The organism is Clostridium sp. DSM 17811, assembly GCF_018861905.1.
Classification (GTDB): domain Bacteria; phylum Bacillota; class Clostridia; order Clostridiales; family Clostridiaceae; genus Clostridium_AD; species Clostridium_AD frigoriphilum.
Map to the genome: position 1 here is coordinate 17,508 of NZ_JAHLDU010000030.1, position 22,471 is coordinate 39,978.

At 29.9% G+C, this 22,471-nt stretch carries 19 protein-coding genes and 2 other annotated features; of the genes, 9 read left to right on the forward strand and 10 right to left on the reverse strand.

All coding sequences use genetic code 11. The annotated features are described in order from the left end of the window. The first annotated feature begins 2 nt into the window (after positions 1–2). The 5 genes from KPL44_RS21380 to KPL44_RS21400 all read left to right on the forward strand — a co-directional run bounded on the left by KPL44_RS21380 (position 3) and on the right by KPL44_RS21400 (position 7,714). Complete coding sequence (locus KPL44_RS21380; protein ID WP_216254578.1) at positions 3–638, forward strand: putative bacteriocin export ABC transporter; 636 nt, start codon at positions 3–5, stop codon at positions 636–638. Positions 639–782: 144 nt separating this feature from the next. Then, positions 783–2,417, forward strand: a complete 1,635-nt coding sequence (locus KPL44_RS21385; protein WP_216254636.1) for an ABC transporter ATP-binding protein — start codon at positions 783–785, stop codon at positions 2,415–2,417. Between the two features lie 100 nt (positions 2,418–2,517). Beyond that, positions 2,518–2,743: a binding site (T-box leader), on the forward strand. A gap of 39 nt (positions 2,744–2,782) precedes the next feature. Next, a complete protein-coding gene (gene thrS, locus KPL44_RS21390) occupies positions 2,783–4,552 on the forward strand; it encodes a threonine--tRNA ligase (RefSeq protein WP_216254580.1) in 1,770 nt (589 codons plus the stop codon). 122 nt (positions 4,553–4,674) lie between these two features. Further along, positions 4,675–4,900, forward strand: a binding site (T-box leader). A gap of 173 nt (positions 4,901–5,073) precedes the next feature. Continuing rightward, complete coding sequence (gene aspS, locus KPL44_RS21395) at positions 5,074–6,363, forward strand: aspartate--tRNA(Asn) ligase (RefSeq protein ID WP_216254583.1); 1,290 nt, start codon at positions 5,074–5,076, stop codon at positions 6,361–6,363. A 301-nt stretch (positions 6,364–6,664) separates the two neighbouring features. Continuing rightward, positions 6,665–7,714 (forward strand): PTS transporter subunit IIC, encoded by a 1,050-nt coding sequence (locus KPL44_RS21400; RefSeq protein ID WP_331702710.1) that lies wholly within the window; start codon positions 6,665–6,667, stop codon positions 7,712–7,714. 175 nt (positions 7,715–7,889) lie between these two features. Here the strand turns inward: KPL44_RS21400 and KPL44_RS21405 are convergent, their stop codons facing one another. The 3 genes from KPL44_RS21405 to motA all read right to left on the reverse strand — a co-directional run bounded on the left by KPL44_RS21405 (position 7,890) and on the right by motA (position 9,950). After that, positions 7,890–8,339 (reverse strand): MarR family winged helix-turn-helix transcriptional regulator, encoded by a 450-nt coding sequence (locus KPL44_RS21405; RefSeq protein ID WP_216254600.1) that lies wholly within the window; start codon positions 8,337–8,339, stop codon positions 7,890–7,892. Between the two features lie 92 nt (positions 8,340–8,431). Continuing rightward, the gene (locus KPL44_RS21410; RefSeq protein ID WP_216254603.1) at positions 8,432–9,160 is read right to left on the reverse strand and encodes a flagellar motor protein MotB; all 729 of its coding nucleotides are present in this window, start codon (positions 9,158–9,160) and stop codon (positions 8,432–8,434) included. Further along, positions 9,135–9,950, reverse strand: coding sequence for a flagellar motor stator protein MotA (motA, locus tag KPL44_RS21415; RefSeq protein ID WP_216254606.1), 816 nt, complete (start codon positions 9,948–9,950; stop codon positions 9,135–9,137). The genes KPL44_RS21410 and motA overlap by 26 nt, the downstream gene beginning before the upstream one ends. Before the next feature lie 263 nt (positions 9,951–10,213). On the opposite strand from motA, the gene KPL44_RS21420 reads away from it, so the two are divergent. Further along, complete coding sequence (locus KPL44_RS21420) at positions 10,214–10,756, forward strand: undecaprenyl-diphosphatase (protein ID WP_216254609.1); 543 nt, start codon at positions 10,214–10,216, stop codon at positions 10,754–10,756. A gap of 213 nt (positions 10,757–10,969) precedes the next feature. Here the strand turns inward: KPL44_RS21420 and KPL44_RS21425 are convergent, their stop codons facing one another. The 5 genes from KPL44_RS21425 to rpiB all read right to left on the reverse strand — a co-directional run bounded on the left by KPL44_RS21425 (position 10,970) and on the right by rpiB (position 15,605). After that, positions 10,970–11,701, reverse strand: coding sequence for an ABC transporter permease (locus KPL44_RS21425; RefSeq protein WP_216254612.1), 732 nt, complete (start codon positions 11,699–11,701; stop codon positions 10,970–10,972). Beyond that, the gene (locus tag KPL44_RS21430; RefSeq protein WP_216254614.1) at positions 11,694–12,617 is read right to left on the reverse strand and encodes an ABC transporter ATP-binding protein; all 924 of its coding nucleotides are present in this window, start codon (positions 12,615–12,617) and stop codon (positions 11,694–11,696) included. The genes KPL44_RS21425 and KPL44_RS21430 overlap by 8 nt, the downstream gene beginning before the upstream one ends. Positions 12,618–12,809: 192 nt before the next feature. After that, positions 12,810–14,150 carry a sensor histidine kinase gene (locus KPL44_RS21435; RefSeq protein WP_216254617.1) on the reverse strand — a complete coding sequence of 447 codons (1,341 nt, stop codon included), beginning with the start codon at positions 14,148–14,150 and terminating at the stop codon, positions 12,810–12,812. Then, a complete protein-coding gene (locus KPL44_RS21440) occupies positions 14,147–14,866 on the reverse strand; it encodes a LytR/AlgR family response regulator transcription factor (RefSeq protein WP_216254619.1) in 720 nt (239 codons plus the stop codon). Before KPL44_RS21440 ends, KPL44_RS21435 begins: the two co-directional genes overlap by 4 nt. 250 nt (positions 14,867–15,116) lie before the next feature. Next, positions 15,117–15,605, reverse strand: a complete 489-nt coding sequence (rpiB, locus tag KPL44_RS21445; RefSeq protein WP_367302964.1) for a ribose 5-phosphate isomerase B — start codon at positions 15,603–15,605, stop codon at positions 15,117–15,119. Positions 15,606–15,847: 242 nt separating this feature from the next. On the opposite strand from rpiB, the gene sstT reads away from it, so the two are divergent. Further along, positions 15,848–17,080 carry a serine/threonine transporter SstT gene (gene sstT / locus KPL44_RS21450; RefSeq protein WP_216254621.1) on the forward strand — a complete coding sequence of 411 codons (1,233 nt, stop codon included), beginning with the start codon at positions 15,848–15,850 and terminating at the stop codon, positions 17,078–17,080. A 164-nt stretch (positions 17,081–17,244) separates the two neighbouring features. Here the strand turns inward: sstT and KPL44_RS21455 are convergent, their stop codons facing one another. Together KPL44_RS21455 and KPL44_RS21460 are read right to left on the reverse strand one after the other, a co-directional pair. Further along, positions 17,245–17,865: a nitroreductase family protein gene (locus KPL44_RS21455; protein ID WP_216254625.1), complete on the reverse strand. Its 621-nt coding sequence runs from the start codon at positions 17,863–17,865 to the stop codon at positions 17,245–17,247. A 32-nt stretch (positions 17,866–17,897) separates the two neighbouring features. After that, complete coding sequence (locus tag KPL44_RS21460) at positions 17,898–18,227, reverse strand: rubredoxin-like domain-containing protein (RefSeq protein ID WP_216254628.1); 330 nt, start codon at positions 18,225–18,227, stop codon at positions 17,898–17,900. 495 nt (positions 18,228–18,722) lie between these two features. Between KPL44_RS21460 and KPL44_RS21465 the strand changes: the two genes are divergently transcribed. Both KPL44_RS21465 and KPL44_RS21470 read left to right on the forward strand, forming a co-directional pair. Further along, the gene (locus KPL44_RS21465) at positions 18,723–20,156 is read left to right on the forward strand and encodes an oligosaccharide flippase family protein (protein ID WP_216254630.1); all 1,434 of its coding nucleotides are present in this window, start codon (positions 18,723–18,725) and stop codon (positions 20,154–20,156) included. 145 nt (positions 20,157–20,301) lie between these two features. After that, positions 20,302–22,176, forward strand: coding sequence for a hypothetical protein (locus tag KPL44_RS21470; RefSeq protein ID WP_216254633.1), 1,875 nt, complete (start codon positions 20,302–20,304; stop codon positions 22,174–22,176). Positions 22,177–22,471 lie beyond the last annotated feature (295 nt).

Sequence of the window (22,471 nt, forward strand, 5' to 3'; positions counted from 1 at the left end):
ATATGAATATTATAGAACTTAAGAACGTCACAAAATGTTATGGAAAAAAAATGATATTAAATAAATTTAATTTAAGTGTTAAAGCTGGTGAGATTATTGCTATAAGGGGAGTCAGTGGAAAAGGTAAAAGTACGTTGCTTAACATAATTGGATTAATAGAGGATTTTGATGACGGTGAATTAATTATCCATGGGGTTTCAGGATTAACTCCTACAAACAAAAAAACACCAAAAATGATTCGTGAAAAAATAGGGTATTTATTTCAGAATTTTGCTTTAATAGATAGTGCTACTGTTGAGTATAACCTTAATATAGCTATGAAATATATTAAAATTAGTTCTGCGCAGAAGCATGAAAAAGTAATTAAAGCTTTAGATGATGTTGGGCTACAAGGTTATGAAAAGAGAAAAGTATATGAGTTAAGTGGAGGGGAGCAACAAAGAGTTTCAATTGCAAGAATAATGGTAAAGCCTTGTGATATTATTTTAGCTGATGAACCCACGGGATCCCTTGATGAAGAAAATAAAAATAAGATACTAGGTTTATTAAAATGGTTAAATGAACAGGGGAAAACTATAGTTATAGTTACCCATGATGAATCTGTAACCCATATTTGTACGAGACTAAAAGTAATTTAGGCGGTTATGAAATTAAAACTAAAAAAACATGGTCACTAATATTTGTTTAGTTGTATAATAATGGTATATTATGTGTTGAACAAGCTAGAAGAGCACTTTAACTGGGCAATATATAATCAAAAATGAATGTTTAAAGGAGATATGATGGGCAAAATAAGTAGTTTATTAAAATTAACACCGTTTATAAAAAAACATAAGTTGGTTTTTATTGCAGGAATTATAGGTATGTTATTAGGTTCAGTTATTGCTACCCCGATTCCATATATAATAGGAATTATTATGGATAAGGTGCTAATAGCGAAAAGGGGATATAATCAGCTCTATTATTATATTGGTATAATAGCTGTATTTTATGTTTTGCGTTATTTTATTTCAATCTTTTCAAACTACATGTTTGTAAAGATTAACAATTTAGTGGTTAATGAGCTTAGATGTACTGTAATGGATAAAGTTATGGAACTACCTATGAGTTATCTTGCAAATACTGAGAAAGGATATGTGCAGAGTCGAATAGCGGAATGTAGCACTGTGGGTAGTATATTTTCACCATCTTATGTGGGTATAGTTTTAAGCTTAACAGATGCTGTACTTGCCTTGGTAACAATGTTTGCTATAAATTATAAACTATCTATAGTAATTCTTATTTTGACACCATTATTTTTCTTTTCATCTAAGATGTCCATGGGTAATTTCATGAAGAATACAAAAGAAATGTTAGAATATAATGCAACGCTAAATGGAGAGTGTTTTGAAATAATCAATGGAATTGAGGACATAAAAATACTTAATGGAAAAAATAATCATCTTAGAAAGTTTAATGATAAATTATCTAAGCTTGTAAAGAGTAGCTTAAAGCAAAGCAAATCTATGATTATATTCATGGGGAATATAACGTTTATTAATAATTTTGGATCTCTTTTGGTATTACTTATTGCAGGAATTTTGATTTTAAAGGGAGAATTTACAGTAGGATTATATACATCTTTTTCTTTATATATAACTAAGGTTTTTAGTAGCATTCAAGGAATAGGTACTATGGGAACTATGATAAAGCCAGTATGTCTAAGTATTGAGAGGGTTTACGAACTTTTAGATATGGATGACGAAAATAGTGGCAAAGACCAAAACTTAAATGAAGAAATTAAGAGTATTAAACTTGAAAATGTGGCTTTTAAATATAAAAACAATATAAAAAATGTGCTTAATGATATAAATTTTGAAATAATTAAAGGTGAAAAAGTTCTTATTAAAGGGGAAAATGGTTCGGGTAAATCTACAATTATAAAATTACTGCTAGGCTTGTATAATCCAGTAGAGGGAAGAATATTATGCAACAATATAGATTTGTCTATGATTAACACAAAAAGTTTAAGGGAAAGAATAGGAATTGTTTCTCAGAGTATATTTCTATTTAAGGGAACTGTTTTAGCTAATATATTGTATGGACAAACTAAAAAGAAACTTAAAGATGTGGAAGAACTTATTAAGAAATTAGGACTTCAGGAATATATTAATAGATTACCTAAAGGTTTGGACACTGAAATAACTCAAAACAATTCTGGAATTTCAGGTGGACAAGCACAGGTTATAGCTTTCATAAGAGTTATTCTTTCTAATAAGGATGTAATAATTCTAGATGAACCAATTTCAAATGTAGATGTTGAAACAGGAGACTTAATTCTAGGTATTTTAAGGGACAAGGATTTTGATGGAACATTAATTGTTGTTTCTCACGTCATAGAAGGTATGAATTTTCTTAATAGAGTTATTGAAATATGATAATAATTTAAAATTAATAATTTATAGGTTAAATATACATATTTATTTAATTAAAACACATATTGACAATGGAGGAGATTTAGAATACAATAGTTTTAAATTAAAAACTGTGACGAGGAAAAGTAAATATTATGCTGTTCTAAGAGAGAGAAACTCATCGGCTGTAAAGTTTCTTGAACAAGCAATATTGAAAACCACCTCTGAGTTGATTACTGAACTTAAGTAGGTAATTCCGCTAGCCGGCGTTAATGGTGTTGAGTGATAGAAGTGTTTTTTTATTATGCTTTTGTAATTTGGGTGGAATCGCGATAAAACTCGTCCCTTACTTTGGGACGGGTTTATTATTTTTTGAAGGAGGAATATTTATGTTGAAAATTGTAATGAAAGATGGCACTGTAATAAATTCTAATGAAGAAGAAGGAAGAAGGGCACTTAGACACACCGCCTCTCATATACTTGCTCAAGCAGTAAAGAGATTATATCCAAATGCTAAATTATCTATTGGTCCTGCAATAGATAATGGATTTTATTACGATTTTGATGTAGTAGAACCTTTTACTATGGATATACTCGAAAAAATAGAAGTAGAAATGAGAAAAATAGTTAAAGAAGATTTAAGATTAGAAAGATCAGTAGTTTCTAGAAAAGAAGCTTTGAAAATCATGGAAGATAAGGGAGAAATCTATAAAATAGAACTTATTAATGATTTGCCAGAAGGAGAAGAATTAGTTTTTTTTAAGCAGGGAGATTTTATAGAGCTCTGTGCAGGGCCACATGTGTTATCAACTTCAAAAGTAAAAGCTTTTAAACTATTATCAGTGGCAGGGGCTTACTGGAGAGGCAGCGAAAAAAATAAAATGCTTCAAAGAATATATGGAACGGCATTTGCGAGGAAAAGTGAACTTAATGAATATTTGAATATGCTTGAAGAAGCGAAGAAAAGGGATCATAGAAAACTTGGTAAAGAACTAAAATTATTTGCTTTAATGGATGAGGGACCAGGATTCCCATTTTTTCTTCCCAATGGTGTAGTTTTAAAGAATAATTTAATTGATTACTGGAGAGAGATTCATAAAAAGGCTGGTTATGTTGAGATAGAAACTCCAATGATATTAAACAAAGAACTTTGGGAAACATCAGGGCATTGGTCTCACTATAAAAAAAATATGTATACTGTAAGTATTGATAAAGAAGAATTTGCTATAAAACCAATGAACTGCCCAGGGGGAATGCTTGTATATAAATCAGAAACTCACTCCTATAGAGATTTACCAATAAGAGCAGGCGAACTAGGCAAGGTGCATCGTCATGAGCTATCTGGAGCATTGCACGGACTTATGAGAGTTAGAGCATTTACACAGGATGACGCTCATATATTCATGTTACCTGGCCAGATAAAAGATGAAATAAAAGGTGTTGTAAAACTTATAGATGAAGTGTATGGAAGGTTTGGCTTTAAATATAAAGTGGAACTTTCAACAAGACCAGAAAATTCTATGGGTAGTAATGAAGAGTGGCAATTAGCAGAAAGTTCACTTCAGGGTGCCCTAGAGGAAATGAACATGGACTTTAAGATAAATGAGGGAGATGGAGCATTCTATGGTCCTAAAATTGACTTCCATTTAGAAGATAGTATAGGAAGGGAATGGCAATGTGGAACTGTACAACTAGATTTACAGCTTCCACAAAGATTTGACTTAAAATATATCGGCAGTGATGGAGAAAAGCATAGACCTATTGTTATACACAGAGTTATTTTTGGTAGTATAGAAAGATTTATTGGTATTTTAATAGAACATTTTGAAGGCAAGTTTCCAATATGGCTATCTCCTGTTCAGGTTAAAATACTACCTATATCTGAGTTGTACAACAATTATGCAGAGGTCGTAAAAAACAAGTTAGAGAAAAGTAATATTAAAGTTAGTTTAGATTGCAGGGCAGAAAAAATAGGTTATAAAGTTAGGGAGGCTAGAATCGAAAGATTGCCCTACATCATAGTTATTGGTGAAAAAGAACAAAAATCAGAGAATATATCCCTCAGAAGTAGAAAAAATGGTGATGAGGGCAACTGTTCACTAGAGGCTTTTATTTCAAGGATTACGCAGGAGATTGAGGGTAAAATGTTAGATAATTAGTTGTATAATATGAGTTGTAAATAGGAGAAAAATCATAAAACATAATTTTTATTTAATTATGTTTTTTCTTCCATTTTGCTATTGATTTAATTTATAATAAGTAATATAATGTAATAAATATTCATAATTCTGTGAAGAGAAGAGTAAATGTTATCTGAGTATCTAAAGCGAGTGGGGAAGGGTGGAAGCTCCATGAGAAAAGTAATATTGAAAGACATCTCTGAGAAGTTTATCTGAAATTTAAAGTAAGATAAATCGGATTCCTCCGTTATAGGGAGTTGAGATGACGTAGTTTAATAAACTTTGTCAAAGTAGGATGGTACCGTGAAAAAAGCTTTCACTTCTATATAAGAAGTTAAGGCTTTTATTTTTTTATTCAGAATAGGGACCATTCTGAAGGGTTCATTACTATTTTGCAAATTTTATTAAAGTAGGTTAATTAGGGTGGCACCACGAATTTCGTCCCTTGAGTTTATTACTCAAGGGACTTTTTAATATAAATTTTAAAGGAGAGGTTGTATATGAAAAGAGTTATGATAAATGAAATGGATAATTTAATAGGTGGAAAAATACAAATTAAAGGTTGGGTTTATCGAGTAAGAAAATTAAAAACTATAACATTCATTATAATGAGGGATAGGACTGGTTTTGTACAATGCATTGCAGAGAATAAGGCTATAGATATGAGTACAATAAAGTTAGAATCAGTAATATCAATCGTTGGAGAAGTAAAAGAAGATAAAAATACATTAAATCCTTATGAGATAGTAATTGAAGAATTTGAAATAATTAATAGTGTAACAGAAGAATTACCAATAGAAATAAATAAAGCTACCTTAGACATTAACTTAGATACCATGTTAGATAATAGAGTTTTGAGCCTACGCCATGAAAAAATTAATTCAATATTTAAAATACAAAACCTGATTGTACAAGGGTTTAGAGAGTTCTTATCTAAGGAAGGTTTTACAGAGATTTTTACACCTAAAATTGTAGCTGAAGGTGCCGAGGGGGGGACTGAAGTATTTGAATTGAAATATTTTGAAAATAAAGCATACCTAGCTCAAAGTCCTCAGTTTTATAAACAGATGATGGTAGGTGCAGGATTTGAAAGAGTTTTTGAGGTTGCTCATGTATATAGGGCAGAAGAGCATAATACTAGTAGGCATCTTAATGAGTATATTAGCATGGACTGTGAGATGGGATTTATTGAGGATGAAAAAGATATTATGGATTTGGAAGAAAACTTAATAATATTTATAATAAATAAAATATCTCAAGAGGGTGAAAAATATCTAGAAATATTAAATCTAGATTTACCTAAATTAAATGCAAAAATTCCAAGAATAAAATTTAGTGAAGCATTAGAAATATTGAGCACTGAATATAATAAATCAGATTTAGATGGAGATTTAGATCCTGATGCAGAAAAATTGATTTGTAAATATTCAAAAGAGAAATTTGGGTGTGATTTTATTTTTTTAACTCATTATCCAAGAAAAAAAAGGCCAATGTATACAATGCCTTTAGGTGAAACTGAAACACATAGCTTTGACTTATTATTTAGAGGTGTAGAAATTACAACAGGTGGTCAAAGAATTCACGACTATAACATGTTAATTGAAAATATTAAATATAAAGGATTAACACCAGAGGTTTATCACAATTACACTTCTGTTTTCAAATACGGAATGCCACCGCACGGAGGGCTTGCAATTGGACTTGAGAGAATTACAGCGCAATTGCTAGGATTAGAAAACGTAAGAGAAGCATCATTATTTCCAAGAGATAGAACAAGATTAGCACCATAAGTGGAAAGAGCGCATAGCCAATAACCCTTAATATAACAGATTATATTAAGGGTTATTGGTTATTTGTGTTTTTTAAAGTATTGAGAATTTAAAACTAATTGACTATAAAAGCATATATTATTTCAATTATCTGCTAAATTGCTTTACAAAATCATTTTGTTTCTGTATAATTCATAATCACAAACATAATTACCTAATTTTATATTTTAGAACTAATAATTTCAATATAAGTAAGTTCCAATTTATGAATGTGATTTTGATGTTTGTAATATAGTTTTTAAATTATAAGGAGATGACTAAAGTGGAAACTTCCCAAATCACTGTAACGGTGGTAGAAAATAAAGAATCAGTAAGAGAAATGGCTAATAAAGTAGCTGCAGGAATTGCAAATGCAGTACTTGTTATGCTTGGAATTGGACTTCTTTGTGAAACCCTAGGAAAATTTATGCATTGGCAAGAATTTATTGGGATAGGAACGATTGCAAAATCGATGCTTGCACCTGCCCTCGGAGCTGGAGTTGCCTATCAGCTTAAGGGAAACACACTTGTTATATTTAGTGCTATGATTGCAGCTACAGTTGGAGCTAATGCAGTCCACTTTACTACTCTTGGAGTTACTTTTGTATCTGGACAACCCATCAGTGCAGTAATAGCAGCCATTATAGCTGTATATGTAGGGAAAAAAGTAGCCGGAAAAACAAAACTTGATATGATGGCGATACCATTTTGCGCAGTTGTAGTTGGAGGTGTTGCAGGCCTTGGTCTTGCAGCTGTAGTAACACCAGCACTTAATTGGCTTAGCACTCAAATAGCATATACAATAAACATATCTCCATTAATTGGATCAGCATTAGTTTCTCTTAGTTGGAGTATTTTATTAATGACACCTGCATCTTCTGTTGCAATTGCAATTGCACTTAAACTTGATCCGGTATCAAGTGGAGCAGCACTTATAGGATGCACCATCCAGTTTGTGGGATTTACAATAATGTCTTTTAAGGAAAATGATTCTGGAGCCAATATAGCACAAGGACTAGTAACGCCAAAAATACAATTTCCTAATGTTATAAAAAATCCGAGACTTTTAATACCTCCATTTATTGCAGCAATTATATGTGCACCTATAGCAACAGTTTTATTTAAATTTACTACTACATATGAACTTGCAGGGCTTGGACTTAATTCATTAATTGCACCACTTAATATTTTAGCAACAAGAGGGATAAAAGGAATTTTAATTTATATATTTACTGGTATAATTTTGCCTTCAGCTATAATAATGCCTATTTATCTTGCAATGAAAAAATCAGGACTTATAAAAACTGGGGATATGCATATGACAATACAGTAAACATTAATAAACCAGATAGGATGGTAATAGTCATTACAGTAGCAAGTATCTTTTTATTTATTGATTTTATGTTATCTATACCTAATATTAATGATGCAATTGTAAAGGCTACTCCAACTATCTGGCTAATTAATTCTTCTCTATTCAGAAATATGGCTTATTTTCTGTTTACACATCATTCTTTAATTCTATTTTTAAACAAAGACATTAAGATTAAAAAAGACTCTGAAATCTTTGCTAATTCACCCGAATTAAGAACTTCTACTTTTTTGAGCATTGATTCATCCATATGATTAAAGGAGCTTTGCACCAAATCTATTCCTTTTAAAGATAATTCTATATGTGTTATTCTTTTATCAGCTTTGTCCTTTACTTTTATTACATATCCCATTTTTGTAAGACTATGCAGGCATCTACTGGTATTAGGTATTGTGATAGATAATCGTTTGCTTAAGACAGAAGGTATGATATATTCATCAAGATAAATCTCATGCAGAGCGTTAAAAAGAAGCGGACTTAGCTCTGAATTATTACTTTCAGCTATTAGATCCAATACTTCTCTTTGTAGAACAATATAAAATTGTGACATATTATGTATTAGATCCTGTTTTTCATCCTTATTCATGGTACTTCCTCCATTTTAATATTTTAAATTTATACCTGAATCAAGTTTGCTGGAGCAATATTATTCCCCGTGTTGATATCTAGAAGGACAGCTTACTTTGTAGCTACAGGATATTTACGGGCAACGAAAATTTCTACTCTTCTGTTCTTAGCTCTGTTAGCCTCTGTAGAATTGTCATATTTAGGATTATACTCACCATATGCTTGAATAGAAATATTTTTGGGATTAAGTCCTCCTGAATTAACCATATATGTCATAACATTTATAGCTCGAATTGAACTTAAATCCCAATTTGAACGAAATTTCGAATTGTTTATAGGTTTATTATCTGTATATCCTGCAATTTTAATATCGTTATCCAAATTTTTAAGCATTGCTGAAATCTTTAAAAGCAAAGGAGTTACATTTTTTAATACTGATGCATCACCAGAAGCGAAAAGAGCAATAGCTTCTATTGAAATATCCAGTCCATCTTTATTTACAGCAACTTTAATATGACCTGAATAACCATTGTTACTGATTTCTTTATCAAGTGTATTTTTCAATGAATTCATAGTATTCTGCTCAAGAGAACTAGCTGATGAGGCAGATGAACTTGGGTCAATAGAAGCAATTGTGCCACTATCGCTTTGCAAAATTCCACTACCACCTGAAAAAATTATGTTGAATTGTGAACTTACTTTCTGAAGTTTTGCTTTATCAACTTGACTCATAGCAAACATTACAATGAAAAGTGCAACTAGAAGTGTGAGCATATCAGAGTATGGAAGAAGCCATGACTCATCAACATGCTCTTCAGAGTGTTCCTTTTTCTTTCTCATTACTATTCTCCTCTGCGCTAATTTGTTGGAATTTTAATCGGTCCTTAGGCTCTAACATACATACTAATTTATTTTCAATATTTTTTGGATTTTCTCCTAATTGGATACATAAAATACCCTCAAGCACTATATTCATAGTACTTACTTCTTCACTAGACTTTCTTTTTAATCTAGATGCAAAAGGATGGAATATTACATATCCAAAGAAAATACCATAAAGAGTAGCAACAAAGGCTGATGCGATACTCTCGCCAAGTTTTTGAGTATCAGCTAAATTACCAAGTGCACCAATTAGACCTATAACGGCACCTAAAACTCCTAATGTAGGAGAAGATGCTCCTGCCGTTGTAAGAATTGAGGCTCCCAAACGGTGTCTTTCTTCAAGACCTTCAATTTCAATTTCTAAAATCTCCCTTACGGTTTCTGGGTCTACACCATCTACTACCATTTCCAAGCCTTTTTTCATGAATTTATCATTAATATCTTTAATACTTTCTTCAAGTGATAATAATCCGTTTTTTCTTGTTACTTGTGACATTTGAACAATTTTTTCTATTGTTTCAGCAGGGTTGTCTCTTTTTTTTTCTTTAAAAAGAACACCTAAAAGACTTGGGATTTTAAGAAACTCTTTCTTAGGAAAAGAATTCATTACGGCTGCAGTAGTACCAACAAGGATTATAATTGCTGCTTCTGGATTTATTAATACTGAAATGCTTGCACCCTTTAAAGTCATTCCGGTAATAATTGCACCGAGACCTGTAATAATACCTATAATTAAAAAAATATCCATTGTATACCTCCAAAAAAATGTTTTACAAATACTTAAACGGTGGTTCTTAACCATAAATTCACATATATTATCAAATATATTGCTTTAGACAAAATATAAAATAGTTTTTAATAATAACCACTATAGTAATATAATAACATAATAGTTTTCATTTGATAAGTATATTTATACTAAATATAGAATGTTATAATTAACAAGTGAACGATATATAGCAAATTTACGGTAAAAATAGTATAATTTACTAAAGATGGGAGATTGAAAACATGAATTTGACTTTATTTAGACTAATAAACAATTTAGCAAGAAAAAACGCATTTTTAGATAGTGTTATGATTGTATCTTCAAAGTATGTTATCTATTTATATGCACTATTATTAGGAGTATATTTAATAATAGGTTATGTGGGTGAAAATAAAAAAGCAAAGGAGATAGTGACTCCAATTATAGTATTGATTACAATAAACTTTATATTATCATTTATAATCGGGATTATGTGGCATGAACAAAGACCATTTAGTGAGTATACAGTAAACCTATTATATACGCATAAAAACAATGCTTCATTTCCAAGTACTCACGCAATAGGGGTAATGACTATAGCATTAGGAGTTAATAATAAAACAAAAAAACTAGGGAAACTTTTAATTATCCTAGCAATTATTGTTGGTATATCAAGAGTTTATGTAGGCCAACATTATCCGTTCGATGTTTTAGGAGGATTTTTGTTAGCTATTATTAGTAATTATATATATAGAAAAGGCTTTAGTAAAACAAGTATTTGTAAAAAAATGCGTAGGATTTATTAAGCAGTTCTTTAACCTCCTGCTTCATTGTATAAATTAGTTCAGAATACCTTGATTGAGATGAATTAGTATTTACAATATCAAAAATAGAAAATACTCAGGATGAGAATGAAAAGTTAAACTATGAACATGGGATTTCTATGTTTATAGTTTAATTGAAAAGTATAATAATATCACCAATGTAGTATGAAGTAATTCCTAATGAATCTGAAGCTACTACTGTACTATATCTTTTTTGTTTATAACAAATGAACTTATAAAAGAAAATGCTATTATATATATAACAGCAACTATTGCGAATAAAAATATACTGTGTGGGCCACTCTTATTAATGTAGGACGCAGCATACATCCCTCCACCTGGCATAAAGTAAATTACATTTTCTTGTACGGATATAAGCGTACTTAATATAACAATAATTCCAATTCCTAAACCAATCATAGCACCACTATTATTAATAAGCAACGCAAGTAAAATCATCATTGCACAAAAGGATAGTAAGGGAAGTATTAAAACACCATAATATTTAATATTGTAAACAAGATTTTTTATAATCTCTTCTTTTCCACCCAGTCCAAATATAGTAGTCCCTACAATATAGCTAAAAATAAAACTAATAGCCATAAATATCAATGCATATAAAGCTATAAATAAAAGCTTTCCAATTATAAAATCACGTTTCTTTATAGTTGTCATCAAAGAAAATTTCATAGTTCCAAGGCTGTAGTCATCTGTTAAAACTTCTACTATAACCAGCACCATAAATATTGGTACTATAGGTTTCATCACCATACCATCTAAGGTTGCTAGCAAAAAGTTATTTGCATTAATTCTAGGATTTTTTACTGTGCCCATGAGGATTATACTGAAGATTAATATAGCACACAGTAAATAAAACTTTTTACTACTAACCATTTTTATTATCTCATTTTTAAAAATCTTAAGCATATTTTTTATCTCCTTCCATTAGATCTAAAAAGTAATCCTCCAAAGAGTTTTCCTTGCAGTATATATTTTCAATATTTATTTCATTTGAAACTAGTAGCTTATTTATCTTCTGGAAATTACCCTTTTTAAGCCTAATTCTTATACCACTCTCAAATTTTTCGATTTTCATTGAAATGTCCATGGCTGTGAGAAGCCTTGCAGTCTTTTCCTCTTCCCTAGTATGAATCTCTATTATTTCCTCGTCAGTATTTAATAATTCCTCCACATAACCTTGAACCTTTAGACAACCGTTTTCTATAATTCCTATTCTGTTACATACGGCTTGAATTTCACTCAATATATGAGATGATATCAGAAAGGTTACTCCATACTTTTCGGATAAATCGTGTATTAATTTTCTTATGTCTTTTATGCCCTGGGGATCTAATCCATTGGTAGGTTCATCTAGTATAACTATATTGGGATTGTTTAAAAAAGCTCTTGCAATTCCAAGTCTCTGTTTCATACCTAATGAATATTTTGAAACCTTTTTATTTGCGGCATCAGTCATATTCACCATTTCAAGTACTTCCTTCACCCTCTCCTTTGGAAGTTCATAAAGATTAGCCATAAGAAGAAGATTTTTGTAACCTGATAATCCACCATAAAAACTTGGTGATTCTACCATGGCACCTATCCTTTCAATAGCCTTTTCTCTTTGACTATGAACGTCATACCCGTTTATAATGACCTTTCCTGATGTAGGCTTTATGAGACCCATGATACTCTTTATAGTTGTACTTTTCCCCGCCCCATTTGGTCCAAGAAATCCATAAACATCTCCCTCATATACTGTAATGCTTAGATTATTCACCACTTTTTTACCCTTATATTCTTTAGTTAAACCCTCTGTTTCTAATAAATGTTTTTGCGTCATATATAATCAGCTCCATTTCTACTTGATGATTATATATTACCAATCTTTTAGTACTATATTGATTAGCTATTCCTAAGTGACATTTAATCCTTCATAAAAAAGCTTATTTTTACGATAAGGCTTAAAAAATTAACGTTTATGAAAATTGAATAAATTCTCCTGCGCAAAAAAAACATCCACATAGGATGCTTTTTAAATATATTTTATCCACAATTCTTGAACAAACATCTTACCTTCTATGCTTGTATTTAAGAATGCATTATGATATTTTTTATCTAAAATCTGTTTTACGCTATATAAACCCAATCCTCGTCTTTTCCCATTTGTGGAATAGCCTTCTTCATATATCTTATAAATCTTAGGTTTCTGCCCAAAAAAATTATTTTCAATAACTATGGTCACATAATTATCTTTGTTTACTAAGCAAACATAAAGCTTAGGATATTCACTTTTTTGTGCAGCTTCAATAGCATTATCTAGCAATATTCCTATGATTCTGCATAAATCCATTATATTCATAGCTATATTATTTATATCTTCAATTATTTCCACTTTTATATCAATGTTAAGTCCTGCTGCCTTTATTAGCTTTGTAGATAGTATGGCTTTAAGGCCGTCTACCTTGATATATTTTAATTTATCAATATTGCTATTACTCCAATTTATGTCCTTGTCCATGTCAATAATATTATCATAAAAAAACTCCCTTAATCCTTCTATATCAGCCTTATCTATGTATTCTTTAAGGGGGGTCAGCATATTCATATAATCGTGCTTAAATCTTCTGGTTTCTCCGTACATTTCCTCTATCATATTAGAATATTCCATTATTTCTTTTTTTTCCTCAATCTCTCTTTTAAGATTAACACTATATTCTAAGCTCTTGTCATAGTTATACACAATTATGGTTATAAGAATAATAACTACTAAAGGCAATGCTGCTGGTATAAAGTTACCTACAATAAAATCTACTTTCCCCTTATCTATTATGTGATAGCTCAAAATATACCACAGTCCAAATATCATCAAAGTTAAGGGTAGGCTAATAATTAATATAATTCTAAATCTTAATTTATCCGCTGTATGCTCCTTATAGCCTTTTTTCCTTTTTACAGTGCTCTTTATTATTAAACAGCTTAAAATAACCACTGGTAACAATATAATAAATTCTAAAAAGCTGTATCTTGGTGGTGGTATATTATATAAGCTTTTACCTGAAAAAGTATATACGAAAATGTATAGCGTATGAAATAAATAAACCACATAAATTGTTAGCAATGCTTTTATATTACTTCTATTATTTTTTAGCTGAAAGATAGTAATTATACAAAATGCAGGAAGAATGATTGAATAAGAACCAGTACTAATGAATATTCCTATTATAAAAGAGATAAAAAAATATTTTTTTATCTCTTCTTTCCTTATTAATTCCTTATTTAAAATATATATAGAAATGCAACATAAAATGCTAATAAGTATGGAAGGTATAATCAGAGAACTTAAAATTACCATTATAAAAGTTTCAAAGCTCATGCTAAAAGCCCCTTCATGTATCTAAAGGAAACATAACATTCTTCTCCATTTTCCATTATTATTTTATTATTTTTCTTGTCCACTTCTTTTATTTTATCCTTATTAACAATATAAGACTTATGACACCTGTAAAAGTTTGGAGTAAGCTTTTCATTAATATCTTTTAGATTACCATAAAAGGCAAATTGCCTATATTCCTCATGAACACATATCTTATGAGCTACTACTGTAGTTTCAATAAATAAAATGTCAAAAAGCTTTATATTTATTATTCTTGATTCATCTTTTATGGATATGTATCCATTTTTATTTTCTGATTTATAATAAGTGTTATAAGCCTTTAAAATGCAACTGTTAACCCTATGCTTAAAATCTTCATCATCCTTTATTACATAATCCATAGCCTCCACCTTATATTTGAATGCCAAATAGCTCATCTCTAAATGAGTTGTGACAAATATGATAAAGCCTAGTGAATCCATTTCCCGTATCGTCTCGCCTAGCCTTATGCCATTTATATTGTTTTTCAAATCTACATCTAAAAAATATATACTCGTGTTTTGATTTTTTTGCACATAGCTTATCACTTCTTCAGGACTCGCTGTGCAAACTGCTACTTCCAAGCTTAACTCTTCTCTTAAAATAGTATTTTCTATAAGAGTGTTTAGCTTGTCCCTATGGACCGCATTATCTTCACAAATTATTACCTTAAGCATAACATTTCTCCTTAAGATCATTGATATATTTCATACATCACGCCTTTTACCTTTATTATATCATTAGCAAATATAAACTTCCAGTTTATGTTATGACCTCAATGGATCTAACAATACGACTTTCAGAAGGAAAACTGATTATAACAAGAGATAAATAATAACTCCTATACTAGTATTTACTGAGACAATATTGATAAAGGGAGCCCATAAAATGGACACCCTTTACTTATATAGAGATATTTTAATTATGTTATATTTCGGAGAGCTTTTTCAAATGCTTTTCAGAAATTTCGTTTATTTTGTCCACTCGTAATTTATATTTTTTAGTGTCAACAAGAAAATCTGTAGTTAACCATGTATTTACGATTTCAAGTGCTATCCCTGAACCAATTATTTTTGCCCCAATACAAAGGACATTTGTATTAGAATGTAAACGTGCTAATTTTGCACAAAATGGATCTTGACAAACAGCAGCATATAAACCATAAATTTTGTTAGCAATTAAAGCACTTCCGTACCCAACTCCGTCAATAAAAATTCCTCTATCAGCTTTCCCATTAGCAACAGCTAAGGATGCAGGATAGACAAAATCTGATAAATCACTTGCTTCTTCATTATATGTTCCATAATCTTGAACCTCATATCCTTTTGTTTCTAAAAATATTTTTATCTCTTGTTTTAAAGCAAATCCAGAATGATCACTTGCAATAGCAATTTTCATATTCAATATAACCTCCATTTTGTTTCTAGTTTAATTAATATTAACATTTGTGAACTTCAAAAGTAAAGTAATGATTTAGAGTTTAAAATTTATAGCATTATATGTGGTTACTTAACAACGTCTTTATACACAATTTTACGAATAGTGCGATAAAAGCTAACTTTGTGTTGAATTAATATATTATAAATGTTAAAATGAAGTATTATATACACCAAACTTGCACTATTTCGTTATTATTAATTATTGGAGGGGAATTTATTTTGAAAAATTTAATTAAACAGTGGAATCAAGTAAGCCTAGTATTACGAATAATTATAGGGCTACTTGTTGGTATTTTCTTGGCTTTCACGATTCCGGAGCAAGCAAAATTCGTCATTATTTTTGGTTCTTTATTTGTTGGTGCATTGAAATCAATTGCACCTATATTGGTTTTTTTCTTGATCATGTCTGCCATATCCAAACATAAGAGTGGCCATCAAACTAATATGAAATCTATTATCGTTCTTTATCTTTTAGGAACATTTTTGGCTGGACTTACAGCGGTTGTTGTAAGCTTTATGTTCCCAGTAACACTTACACTTGTAATGGCTAAAGGCGGTTTGACACCACCTGGAGGTGTCGTAGAGGTTCTTAAAGCATTACTAATGAACGTTGTTGATAACCCAGTAAAGGCACTTTTTAATGCCAACTACATTGGTATATTGTCTTGGGCGTTAGTTCTTGGCGCTGCTTTAAAAAATGCACCGGATACTACAAAAACGATGATTACTAATTTTTCAGATGCAGTAACCCAAATAGTTAAATGGGTTATAGATTTTGCACCACTTGGAATCATGGGCCTTGTATTTGAGGCGATTTCTACAACTGGAATGAAGGTTTTAGCTAGCTATGGACATTTACTTGCAGTTCTGATTGGGTGTATGCTTTTTGTGGCTCTTGTTGTCAATCCAATTATTGTTTATATTTATATTCGAAAGAACCCATTCCCACTTGTGCTTATGTGTTTAAGGGAAAGTGGTATTACGGCATTCTTTACACGTAGCTCAGCTGCAAATATTCCTGTAAATATGAGTTTATGTGAAAAACTAGGTTTAGATAAGGATACGTATTCTGTATCTATTCCATTAGGCTCTACCATTAATATGGCTGGTGCAGCAGTTACAATTTCTGTTTTAACACTTGCAGCAGTTACCACACTTGGAATTAAAGTAGATCTGCCTACAGCACTTATCCTTAGTGTATTGTCAGCAGTATGTGCTTGCGGTGCTTCAGGAGTGGCTGGTGGTTCGCTATTACTGATTCCTCTAGCATGTAGCTTGTTTGGTATCCCAAATGATATGGCTATGAAGGTAGTTGGTGTAGGTTTTATCGTAGGTGTTTTACAAGACTCTTGCGAAACGGCACTTAATTCATCTACGGATGTACTTTTCACAGCAGCAGCTGAATTTGCGAAGATGCGTAAAGAAGGAAAAGAGATCATTATTAATAAATAAAAACACTATATGAAGTCTCAGTTATTGTAAGGTAGGCTTTTAACTAATTAAACCTTAGAATATAATTTGGAAAGTATAAAATAATATAGTGCAAAAAAACAGTTAGATAAATTTTAAATTATCTAACTGTTCTTTTTGTTTTTATACTATTATTCTGAGAATTATTAATAAAACTTAACAAATTCTCCAACAGGTTTTCTATAACCTCTTATTTTGATACTGTTTTTGTCCGTTTTACCCATTGTAATCATAAGAACTGGCACTTCATTTTCAGGGATATTTAACAATTGACTAATTTTATCTTTGTCAAAGTATATCATTGGGCATGTATCCCAATCTTTATTCTTAGCAAGTAACATGAATAACATTGCTGATAAAGATGCATTCCTGATAGCTTCATCATGCTGAAAACTTTCTCCCCAACCTTCATAAAGATTGTTAATAGTATCAATCATAAGTTGATATTCAGTTTTATCAAGCATTCCCAGCATCATTGAACCTTCATAAATTTGAGCTGCTGATAAATATGCATTTTTATCACCTGTAACTAATATTGTTGCTGAAGCAGTTTTTATCTTATATTGTTTGAAAGATGCCTCATAAATTTTATCTGTTAATGATTTATCTTCTACAACATAGTATTTAGCGTGTTGTAAATTAAATGCAGAAGGAGCCAATGAAAGTTCACTAAATATATCATTGAAATCCTCTTTAGGTATTACTACATTTTCAATAAATTTATTAGCTGATCTTCTTTCTCTTACAATTTTCAAAAAATCGTTCATTAAGATTCTCCTCTTTTAAAATAGTTTATATCTTACCACTTACCTAAACTCATATGGCCTGCAAGTTCAGTTTTTGATCTTTGTTTTATAGTCCAAGCTTCATTTTTAGCTTGTGTAAAAGCTGATACACATTTAGGATCAAGATTATCTTCTATTCCTTCTTGACTAAGGAATGCTATTTTTTCAGCGAGCGCTATGATTTCAATATGAATATCATTTGATTTATTTGAACGATAAATTTTTTCAGCTGCTTCACTGCTTAACTCTTCAAATTTACTTACATCTACACCACATTTAGGACATTTTGCTGGAGCACCCTCACTTATATATCCACAAACAGTACATTTAAATAATTTTTTCATATTTATACCTCCATTTAAATTTGGATAGTGTTAACACTAGCTTTGTTTTATTTATAGAACGATTCCTTTATAGTTCCTGTCTACAGCTATACTAATATATTATTAATAATATAGCAACATTTTTTATAATGTTATTTACCTTTTAATCCAAAATTTTCTGTGTTAAACAACAAATTTATCAATCATATTGTTATTAGTCATAGTTTGAAAACAATTAGGTATTATAACATTATTATGAGAATAACTAAAAATAAAAAATAATTATGTGAATTTTTCATTGAAAGATTGACCATTTTAACTAATTTGTGTAACATTATATAAGTATTTGTAATTATATACATGAGTTACTAAGTTTCTGGAAATGGATTATTAAAATATGGAGAAAATTATTTATTTAAGATAAAGATTCTAAAGGAGATAAGTAATGCAAATATATAAAGAATCCACACATGGAGAAATAAGAGAAATTTATATGATATTAAAGGAAGGTAATTTATGATTTCAGTAAAAAAGGTTATTAAAAATGCAGGGATATATGGTACTGTTCAGGTTTTACAGGGAGCTATAGGATTTTTTTTGCTTCCAATATACACTAGTTATCTAACGCCTACTGATTATGGAATATTTTCTATAGTTACATCTATAACAGGTTTTCTTGGAATGTTTTACTTGCTTGGATTAAATGGAGCTATTTCCAAATATTATTATGACTACGAAGATGATGAGGCGTTATTTAAAAAATTTATAGGAACAATAATCACGACAATTTTAATAATTTCATTAATCCTCACTATATTTTTATTTGGCACTCATAAGATAATATTGGATAAATTTATAAAAGGAATAAATTTCTATCCATATATGGCAATGGGCTTATTAACAGTAGGATTTTCAACGCTATTTCCTATATATCAAAGTATATTACAAATGCAACATAAAGCCGAAAAATATGCGCTTCAACAATTTTCAGTGTTTTTAGTAACATTGTTACTAAATATAGTTTTTATTGTGGTTATAAAATTAGGAGTTATAGGACAATTATTAAGTGCATTTATAGTCTCTATAATAACTTTCATCTATGCATTTGTAGTATTTACTAAGTTTACAAAATGGAAAATTGATAAAAAGATAATAGTGAGAAGCATGAAGTATGCTATGCCACTGGTGCCACATTCATTAGCAGGATGGATATCAACTCTTGCTGATAGAATAATACTAAACAACTTGAAAGGTACTGCATTAGTAGGAATTTACAATATAGGATATCAATTTGGAAATATAATTAACATGGTTGCTACTGCTGTTAATAGTGCTTTTATACCATGGTTTTTTGGTATTATGAAAGACAGCAAAAATGATAAAAATCAAATTTATAGATTTGGAACCGCTTTTATTTTGTTATATTCACTGGGAGCATTATGGTTATCCATTCTGAGTCCATACATATTGAAATTTATGGTTCATAAAAACTTTTATAGTGCAGTAGATTGTATACCTTATATTGCATTTGGTTATGTTTTTAATGGAGTATATTATTTTTTCGTTGCAGGGCTATTTTACAATGAAACAGGAACTAAATATATATTTATAGCATCAACTGTATCAGCTGCTGTAAATGTAATATTAAATTTTTTACTAATACCAAAATATGAAATAATAGGAGCAAGTGTAGCTACTCTAATTTCATTTGCATTATCATCTGTTATGGTTTTATATTTATCGAGAATTATTAATAAGAAAGATGATCTTAAATGGAACTATAAAAAAATATATTCAATAGTAATAATTGCTATGATTATTACAGCTATAATAAAAAAAATGATGTTAAATTTTACAAGTAATTTATGTTTATTACTAATAGCTACTATAATACTATATTTTATTTCAGGATTGAAATTTAAAGATATTGTAAATCTTAAAAAGAAATAGTTAAATCATCTTCTGAGGAGCTTCAATATTACTTTAGTGAAATATTATCCTCTTTAAACAAAAGTTCTTATGTTGGAGGGGATGCATATAATTATATTATTAATGGAACTCTGTAAGCACTGTAATGAATTAGGGGGATATGATAATGGTTGAAAAGGAATATACTAATATTAGGCATATAGATCTTAATTACTGGTTTAAAGAATGGCCAGTAGAAATAATTAATGGTTCTTTATTTTATGATGCTGTTTGCGACAATGTTGTTCTTCAGTTAAAAATATGTAATATATCAAATGAAAATATCTCATCAGTTTATATTTCAGTTGAATGTTTTGATGATGCTGGATACCCAATGAATGAAGATAATAATATCGTTAAGTATTATTACCAGGACTTGGACATAAACCCCAATAGTACTTTTGGCGATAATGTTGCTGTACCTCTTACCAATAAAGATGTAAGAAAGGTTAACATAAATGTTGAAAAGGTAGTTTATAAAAATGGAGATATTCAGAAAATTAATATAGATGATAATGTTAATGAAATACCTGAAAGAACAAAAATAGATGTTTTAGGAAATGTGTTAATTGGAGAACTAGATAGAATTAAAGTAGAAGAGAATCCTTACAGTATAGAGTTTATTCCAAAAGGTATAGAAGAAGTAGGATGGATATGTTGCTGTGGAAGATTAAATAATATTTCTGCTTTAAATTGCTGCAGATGTGGACGAGATAAAGTAGGTCAGTTTAATATTATAAGCAAAGAGTATTTAGAAAAGTCCTACAATGATTATCAAATCTATCAAGAAAAAATTAAGGTTGAAGAAGCTATAAAACAAAAACAAGAAGTTAAAAAGACACGAATAGCTAAAATTGCTTTGGTATCAATATTATTAGTTTTTATTATATTTATATCTATTAGATATATAAAACCAGCGGTAATAAAAAAACAACAATATGGAAGTGCAATAAAATTATTAGACAGTGGCAAATATGATGAAGCGTTATTGCGGTTACAGCAAATACCTGAGTATAAAGACAGTAAAGCATTAATAGAAAAGGCAAACTATCAATTTGCCATAAAATTAATGGATGATAAAGATTACTTGACCAGCATAGAAAAATTTAAGAAGGTAACAAAAACAAATGTTGAATTTTATGCTAGTGCACAAAACAATATAGAGTTATGTAAAAAACAATTTATAAAATTAAATGTAACATTAGCAAATAAGGCTATAAGTGGCAAGAAATATGAGGAGGCTAGCAAGTATATAAAGAAAATTATAAAGATCGATAGTAAAAGTGCTGATGCTAAAAATTTGAAGAGTGTTATGTCTAATAAAATTGCATATGCAACTGCAACTACTTTGAGTGCTGACCATAAATATAAAGAAGCTGCAGAAACTTATGCTACATGTAGTAAATATGACATTGATATGGTAAATAACACTGAGTATATTAATGTTCTTGGTAAATATGCAGAATCATTAGTTGATAAAACATATACAAACCAAGAAGATCCATCTAATTATTATACCTTAGGTGATATAGATAACGATGGATTGCTTGAAGTAGCGGTATATGAAAGAAACTCTTCATTATCTTCAGAAATATATATTCCAAATAGTATTAAATTACTTAAATACATTAATGGTAAATATAGTTTAATGAGTAGGGTGCAAAATGATTCCGAGGATTGTATAAAAATGAGTATTTCAAAAGCCAAAGGTGATATTAACGGATTATTTGTATCCGGTGCTATCGGGTCACATAGTGGATCACAATCTCTTTATATAATAAAAGATGGAGAACTTGTTTCGGCTCTAGATAAAAGCATAAACTCAGTTTATCCTTCTCCGATTAAAGAAATTGATGGAGGTAAAATATTAGAACTTTCATCTTTAGAAAGGGATCCTAAAGATCCAAGTTCAAGTAATAAAGTTGGCTCTAAAATTTTAACTTGGTATAAGTGGGATGGTGAAAGAGGGGTAATTACAGCAAAAGTGGAACAAATACATTAGTTAAAAAAAAGAAGAAGGTATACCACATGATGGTGCCTTCTTCTTTTTTATATTGTATAAAAATGCTTCAGCTGTGGTGATTCAGAAAGGCAATTGACAATTTAGTAATATTTAGGTATTATTAGAATAAATATTACATTTAACAGATATAAGAGAGAAAATCGTTAAAAAAGGAACCTGACAAATGATATGCTCCCCTTATGGTAGACAGTTAAATAATAAAACTGTTTACTATAAGGAGAGCTATTTTTTATGGGAAGAAAATCAATTATCTCAGACCAACAAAAAATCAAGG